Here is a 7,277-nt window from a genome sequence, read left to right on the forward strand (position 1 = left end):
TCTTGATTAGTCTTCACCTGTATCGTCTTTGCTAGTCAACCTTTGTGCTACTGTTTCAGGTTGAACCGCACTTAAGATCACGTGATCACTATCAGCAATAATAACTGCTCGCGTCCTGCGACCATATGTTGCATCAATTAACATATTACGATCTCTTGCATCTTGAATAATTCGTTTAATTGGTGCTGACTCTGGACTTACGATGGAAATAATTCGATTAGCTGAAACAATATTTCCAAAACCGATGTTAATTAATTTAATGTTCATTTCTTTTACCCCCACTTTAGGAGAGCCGCATCCACTCTCAACATTGTTATCCAAACTAATCTAACTATATACGAAACTCTTGGCGAATTCTAGCTCCTATTCAACATTTTGTACTTGTTCTTTTAATTTTTCAAGGAAACCTTTCATCTCAACAACATGTTGTCTAATGATGGAATCTGCGGCCTTCGATCCAATTGTATTTACTTCTCTATTCATTTCTTGTAATAAGAAGTCAAGCCTTCTTCCAATAGCGTCATCCTGATTCAAGTAATGTTTATACTGGTTTACATGCGCTCTCATGCGAACTAACTCTTCACTTATGTCCATTTTTTCAGTAAGAATAGCTATTTCAGTTATAATTCTCACATCATCAATTTCTGAATCCCCATCTGTATAATCCCTAATTCTTCCTTCTACTTTTTCACGGTAACGCTCAATTAACTTAGGGGCTAATAGTTCTATGTCCTTACAGCACTCCAATAATTTTTGCAGCCACTTCTTCATATCCTGCTGTAAATATTGCCCCTCTGCCACTCTCATCGAATTAAAGGATAAAAGAGCTTCTATTACACCCTTTTGAATTGATTCTTCTTCTTCATTCCAATTGCCACTGCTAACTTCTTCCACTTGAACAATGTGACGATCTAGCAAAATGCTACTTAGATCAAGAGGTGAATCGGAGCCTAGCTTTTCTTTAATCACATCTGCAGCTTCTTTATATTGGGCTAGCAATTGTTCGTCCAACGTTAACACGCGCTTAGTACTCGCTGCTTCTTCTACATGAATCACAATATCAATTTTCCCGCGTTGCGCAATGTCTTTTACTTGCTTCCGTATCTTATCTTCCATAAATAAAAGAGCGTGGGGTACCTTGACTTGTAATTCTAAAAATCGATGGTTTACAGATTTCACTTCAATCGTTACTTCACCATTGTAGCACTTCACAACGGCTGAACCATACCCTGTCATACTTTTCATATTTATCACATCCAACTTTTATTTTACAGAAAAACATTATACTCAACAAGCAAAACCAAAAAGAGAGGTTAACGATGAAGGTATTGGACTTAGTCCAACAAGTCTTCATACGTTAACCTCTTAAGCTTATTTTCGTTTTATAAGTTGAAAGCCTCCAAGTACAACAGTCGGAATCGATGCCATACCTAGAACTAATAACCACTCATGACCTGTTAATGCTACAGTATGGAAGACAGTTTGTAACGGTGGATAATAAATAACTGCTAGCATTAATAACGTTGAGATAATCACAGCACCAACTAAATAACGATTTTCAAATGGATTACGGTGGTATACTGAATACTCACTGCGACAATCGAATACATGAATCAATTGTGCCATAACTAGAGTAACAAACGCAACAGTTTGCGCCTTCGTTAAATCACTTGGATCTGCTTGTAACGTAAGCCAAAACGCAACAAGAGTTACGACCCCAATCATAAAACCTCGACTTAAAATCTTCCAAGTCAATCCACGAGCGAATACCCCCTCATTTGGATTTCTAGGTGCCCGTTTCATGACATCTCCTTCCGCTTGGTCCATCCCTAAGGCCATAGCTGGAAGTCCATCTGTGACAAGGTTAATCCAAAGAATTTGAATGGCCACAAGTGGAAGCGGCATACCTAACATCATAGCAAACAGCATGACCAAAATTTCTCCGACATTTGAGGCCATCATATAACGAATAAATTTACGAATATTCTCGTAAATGTTTCTTCCTTCTTTAATCGCAGCTTTAATTGTAGCAAAATTATCGTCACTTAATATTAAAGAGGATGCCTCTTTGGCCACATCGGTTCCAGTGATTCCCATTGCAATCCCAATGTTTGCAGCCTTAATAGCAGGCGCATCATTCACACCATCCCCCGTCATCGCAACAATATGACCTTTTGCTTGTAGAGCTTTAACAATTTTCAATTTATGTTCTGGCGAAACTCGTGCATAGACATCAACATCATCTACGATCTCTTCTAATTGGGCTACACTAAGCTTTGAAAGCATTTGACCGTCTAGTACTTTTCCCTTTTTAGATAAGATGCCTAATTGTGTTGCTATTGCTGATGCCGTTACTTTATGATCTCCAGTGATCATAACAGTTTTAATTCCAGCTTGGCGGCATTCAGCAATGGAGTCCTTCACTTCTGGTCTTGGAGGGTCAATCATCCCTTGTAAACCAATAAATGTTAATCCACGTTCTGCTTCAAACGGTTGCTTGCACGTTTCTGATGCCCCTAATGGACGATAAGCAATCGCAATCGTTCGAAGGGCATTACCTGCTAATTGTTCAACAGCTCCTTCAACCTCTAATTTCCGCTTAGAAGTTAGAGCTTCTTCATTGGCCCCATAAGCTATCTTTGTACATTGACCTAAAACAACATCTGGCGCACCCTTCGTAATGACAAAAGACCTTCCTTTTGCATCTTTGACAACGACAGACATCATTTTTCTTGCTGAGTCAAAAGGAAATTCTAAAACTCTTGAAAAGTGCTTTTCTAATCCTTGTTTTGAATAGCCAGCCTTCATAGCAGCAACCACAAGAGCCCCTTCTGTTGGATCTCCATCCATCACATACTCTGTAACTTGTTTTCTAAGCATTCCTTGCTTAACTGTCTTCTCTAACAAATTAGCATTATTGCATAACCACCCATAGCTTAATAGTTGTTGAAGTTTCCTTTCTTTACTAGGCTCAATCTTCTTCCCATTTTGACTAAAGATTCCATGCGGTTCATACCCGCCACCAGAAATGTTCCATAGCTTTCCTTCACTCCATGCATGCGTGACCGTCATTTTATTTTGCGTAAGTGTCCCTGTCTTATCTGAACAAATAACCGAAGCACACCCCAACGTTTCAACAGCAGGGAGCTTTCGAACGATTGCTTTTCGTTTTATCATTCGTTGAACTCCAAGCGCTAATGCAACGGTAACAATCGCAGGAAGTCCTTCTGGGATCGCAGCTACTGCTAATGATACCCCTGATAAGATCATCGTATAGACGTCATGTCCTTGCAAAACGCCGATTATTACAACAAGTGCAGTTAATACAAGTGCGACAGCAATTAATATTTTTCCCAATTGCTCTAATCGACGTTGAAGTGGTGTAATCAGTGTTGTTGTCGATTGAAGTAAGTGGGCTATCTTCCCCATTTCGGTCTTCATTCCTGTCCCAACAACAACTCCGATGCCACTTCCTTGTGTGACAAGCGTACCCATAAATGCCATATTTGATTGATCACCAAGTTCAATTTCTGATCCTTCCAATGAATGATGTTGCTTCTGAACAGGAACCGACTCTCCTGTTAAAGAAGACTCTTCAATTCGTAATCCATTCGTTTGTACTAGACGTAAGTCTGCTCCAATTCGATCACCACTAGCAACCTTGACGATATCACCAGGGACGACTTGTGCAGATAAAACTTTTTTCCATTCCCCTTTTCTTAGCACCTGCATTTGCGGTGCTGATAATTCCTTTAATGCATCAAGTGATTTCTCTGCTTTCCTCTCTTGAACAAACCCTAATATTCCATTTAATAATACAATGATCATAATTGTGATGGCATCAATGTATTCTCCAAGCATTCCAGAGATAAAGGTAGCAGCTAAAAGAACGAGGACCATGAAATCTTTAAATTGTCCAAGAAAAACAAATAAAGCAGATGGCCTCTTTCCTTCATCAAGTTTATTGGGTCCATATTTCTTCAACCGCTTTTCTACTTCTTTTTCCGATAATCCCTTTTCATAATCCGTTCCGACAGATGAGGCTACTTCATGATCCTCTAACTTGTACCATTTCATCTCGACACACCCCACATGATATTCTCTTTTCACATATATTTGTTGAAGGCTTATCCAATTGTTTATACAAGCCATCATATTCAGTGAACGAGGAAAACATGCTATACTCATAAGAGCATTCTTAAAAAAACAACAATTGTTGCTGCAGTTTGAATAACAGCTCTAGCAAGTATGGTAAGAAGGAAAGGATGATCGAGCCATGTCATTTGATGGATTTATGACAAGGGCGATGACACACGAGCTTGAAACGTTGTTAACGTCAGGAAGAATATCAAAAATTTATCAACCATATAAGACAGAATTAGTATTTACGATTAGAGCAAAAGGCAAGAACCACCATTTGCTCCTATCAGCAAATGCTAATTTTGCGAGAATACACATCACAAAAGAAAAGTACGATAACCCTTCTACACCACCAATGTTTTGTATGTTGCTCAGAAAGCATTTAGAAGGAAGTATTATTGAAAAGATTGAACAACTTGATATGGAACGTGTTATTATTTTTCATATTAAAAATAAAGATGAACTCGGTGATGAAACTTTTAAGAAGCTATATGTTGAAATTATGGGTCGTCACAGTAATATTAGCTTGGTTGACAAAAAAACAGGAGTAATCCTCGATAGCATTAAACATATTAGTCCTGCTCAAAGCAGCTATCGCACGGTGATGCCAGGTCAAGTTTATAAATTGCCTCCTGAGCAACATAAAGCGAATCCGTTTGAATTAGATGATGACGGATTGTTAAAATTGATTGATTTTAATGCCGGAAAGATTGATAGGCAATTAGTAGGCCAAGTTGCTGGTCTCTCTCCACAACTAGCTAGTGAGATTACGTTTCAAACAGGCTCTTTTGTTAACAGGAATACACTACCACCTGCTTATTCAGTCATTATCAATCGGCTAAGAGAACATAATTATCAGCCTGAAATGCTTATTACATCAGATGGAAAAGAATTGTTTTCTATCATCCCACTAGAACACCTAAAAGGTGAACGAAAAGCTTTTCAATCTGTTAGCGAATTGCTTGATCGATTCTATTACGGAAAAGCAGAACGAGATCGCGTCAAACAACAAGCACATGATTTAGAGCGTTTTTTAAAAAACGAATGGCAAAAGAACAAAAAGAAAATCAAGAAATTAGAACAGACGTTACATAAAGCCGAACGAGCTAAGGAATACCAAAAACTCGGCGAGCTTCTAACCGCTAACTTACATATGGTAAAACGCGGAGACACCCAAGTGGAAGTAATTGATTATTATGATGAAGAAGGTGGTACAGCACTTATTAAGCTTGATCCACAAAAAAGTCCATCTGATAATGCACAAGCCTATTTTAAAAAGTACAACAAAGCAAAAAATTCAGTAGCTGTCGTAGAAGAACAAATAGTAAAAGCGAAAGAAGAAGTTCAATACTTTGACCAGCTAATTCAACAGATGGAAAGTGCAGCTCCTAAAGATATTGAAGAAATTCGTGAGGAATTAATGGAAGAAGGCTATATCCGTAGACGAGTGAAACAGCATAAAAAGAAAAAAGACACAAAGCCACAGCTTGAGCAATATATCTCAACAAGTGGAGTTGAATTTTTTGTTGGTAAGAATAATAAGCAAAACGATTATGTAACAAATAAATTTGCAAGGCAAGATGAAATTTGGCTGCATACTAAGGATATTCCTGGGTCCCATGTTGTTATTAGAAGTACAGATCCTGATGATAACACATTACTTGAAGCTGCTACAGTGGCCGCTTTTTATAGCAAAGCGAAACAATCAAGTTCTGTCCCCGTTGATTACACGAAAATCCGCCATGTAAAAAAACCAAATGGAGCTAAGCCTGGATACGTCATATACGACAATCAGACAACCATTTTTGTTACTCCTAATGAAGATGTCGTTCGTTCATTAAGAAAATAAAAAAGTAAGCGAGGTTGCTTGGTCATCCTCGCTTTTCACAATGCTCTTTTAACCTTAAAATCTATTTTCAGCCACTGTAATTGTTGCTAAACCATCTAATACATGAGTATGACGAATGTTTTTCAAACCAAGATCCATCAATAGTCCATTAAGCTCTTCATCAGAGTAACGATGTCTTTTCGTCGAAACGTTGGACCAAGCAAGAAGAGATTCTCGTTCAAATCCGCTCATTTTTACCAGATTAGCATAACTAGCAGCTTCACCTGGTGACATCTTCGGTGATGGATTTAACATCGCAACAACCCCGGCTGGTTTTACGACTCGTACCATTTCATTTAGACCTTTTTGCGGCTCGGGAAGAAGGAACATTACACATGTTGAAACAGCAATATCTACCTGTTTTTCTCTAAGAGGCAGCGAATATGCATCACCAACAAGTAATCTTGTTTTGGCTCTACCACCTTCTAGTACCGAACAGCTTTTCTCAACCATCTCATGTGAGAGATCAATGCCTATTAATTCCCGAGCCTCTTCTTTCCCACGTTCTAGCAATCTTCCTGTTCCACAGCCAATATCGAGTATCGTTTTATTCCTCCACCTTCCTGAAAGATCTTTTAATTGATCATGAATCGTACTAAGCCAGTTCGTTTGCGCCATCTTATCAAAGAAATCAACAAGATCATCAAAGTCTGTTCCGCTCATTTTCCTCATTAACGTCACCCTTTCTTTCCCTTATCTTAGCACGAAAAGTGAATTTATAATGTAATTGCTCCTTTTGAGAAAACCCTTCATAATGACTTATGAGCTGTGTTTGGGGCTTCCTCTCTCTAATGAGGAACTTTTCTTCGCTCCGCTTTCTCCATTTGTGACTACATCTTCCTTATGAGTGTCTTTTGCTTCATTTGTGCGAACATGCTTGCGACGGCTTCACTCGCCGTGCGCTTATTGAGAAGTTCGCTCAAAAAGCTTAAAACATAACGGCGGCTTCGCTCATCGCAAAGAAGGAACTGAAAAAGGGATAGTTCGCCCTTTTTGGGTCAAAGTTGCGATGGCTCCACTCGCCATGCGCTTTTTGAGAAGTTCGCTCAAAAAGCTTAAAACATAACGGCGGCTTCGCTCATCGCAAAGAAGGAACTGAAAATGGGATAGTTCGCCCTTTTTGGGTCAAAGTTGCGATGGCTCCACTCGCCGTGCGCTTTTTGAGAAGTTCACTCAAAAAGCTTAAAACATAACGGCGGCTTCGCTCATCGCAAAGAAGGAACTGAAAAAGGGATAGTTCGCCCTTTTT

General features: G+C 39.0%; 5 protein-coding genes. 1 reads left to right on the plus strand and 4 read right to left on the minus strand.

Going from position 1 to position 7,277, the window contains the following annotated elements; genetic code table 11:
• Positions 1–6 precede the first annotated feature (6 nt).
• From remA to SAY88_RS07850, 3 genes are all read right to left on the minus strand, one after another.
• The gene (remA, locus tag SAY88_RS07840) at positions 7–267 is read right to left on the minus strand and encodes an extracellular matrix/biofilm regulator RemA (RefSeq protein ID WP_034629754.1); all 261 of its coding nucleotides are present in this window, start codon (positions 265–267) and stop codon (positions 7–9) included.
• A gap of 96 nt (positions 268–363) precedes the next feature.
• On the minus strand, positions 364–1,245 hold the full coding sequence (locus tag SAY88_RS07845; protein WP_332630725.1) for a YicC/YloC family endoribonuclease: 882 nt from the start codon (positions 1,243–1,245) through the stop codon (positions 364–366).
• Positions 1,246–1,371: 126 nt separating this feature from the next.
• Positions 1,372–4,077: a calcium-translocating P-type ATPase, SERCA-type gene (locus SAY88_RS07850; protein WP_332630726.1), complete on the minus strand. Its 2,706-nt coding sequence runs from the start codon at positions 4,075–4,077 to the stop codon at positions 1,372–1,374.
• 199 nt (positions 4,078–4,276) lie between these two features.
• Between SAY88_RS07850 and SAY88_RS07855 the strand changes: the two genes are divergently transcribed.
• A complete protein-coding gene (locus tag SAY88_RS07855; RefSeq protein ID WP_332630727.1) occupies positions 4,277–5,989 on the plus strand; it encodes an Rqc2 family fibronectin-binding protein in 1,713 nt (570 codons plus the stop codon).
• 54 nt (positions 5,990–6,043) lie between these two features.
• On the opposite strand, the gene SAY88_RS07860 is transcribed toward SAY88_RS07855, so the two are convergent.
• Complete coding sequence (locus SAY88_RS07860; RefSeq protein WP_332630729.1) at positions 6,044–6,700, minus strand: class I SAM-dependent methyltransferase; 657 nt, start codon at positions 6,698–6,700, stop codon at positions 6,044–6,046.
• Positions 6,701–7,277: the final 577 nt, after the last annotated feature.

The organism is Halalkalibacter flavus (genome assembly GCF_036663575.1).
GTDB classification, from domain to species: domain Bacteria; phylum Bacillota; class Bacilli; order Bacillales; family Bacillaceae_D; genus Halalkalibacter; species Halalkalibacter flavus.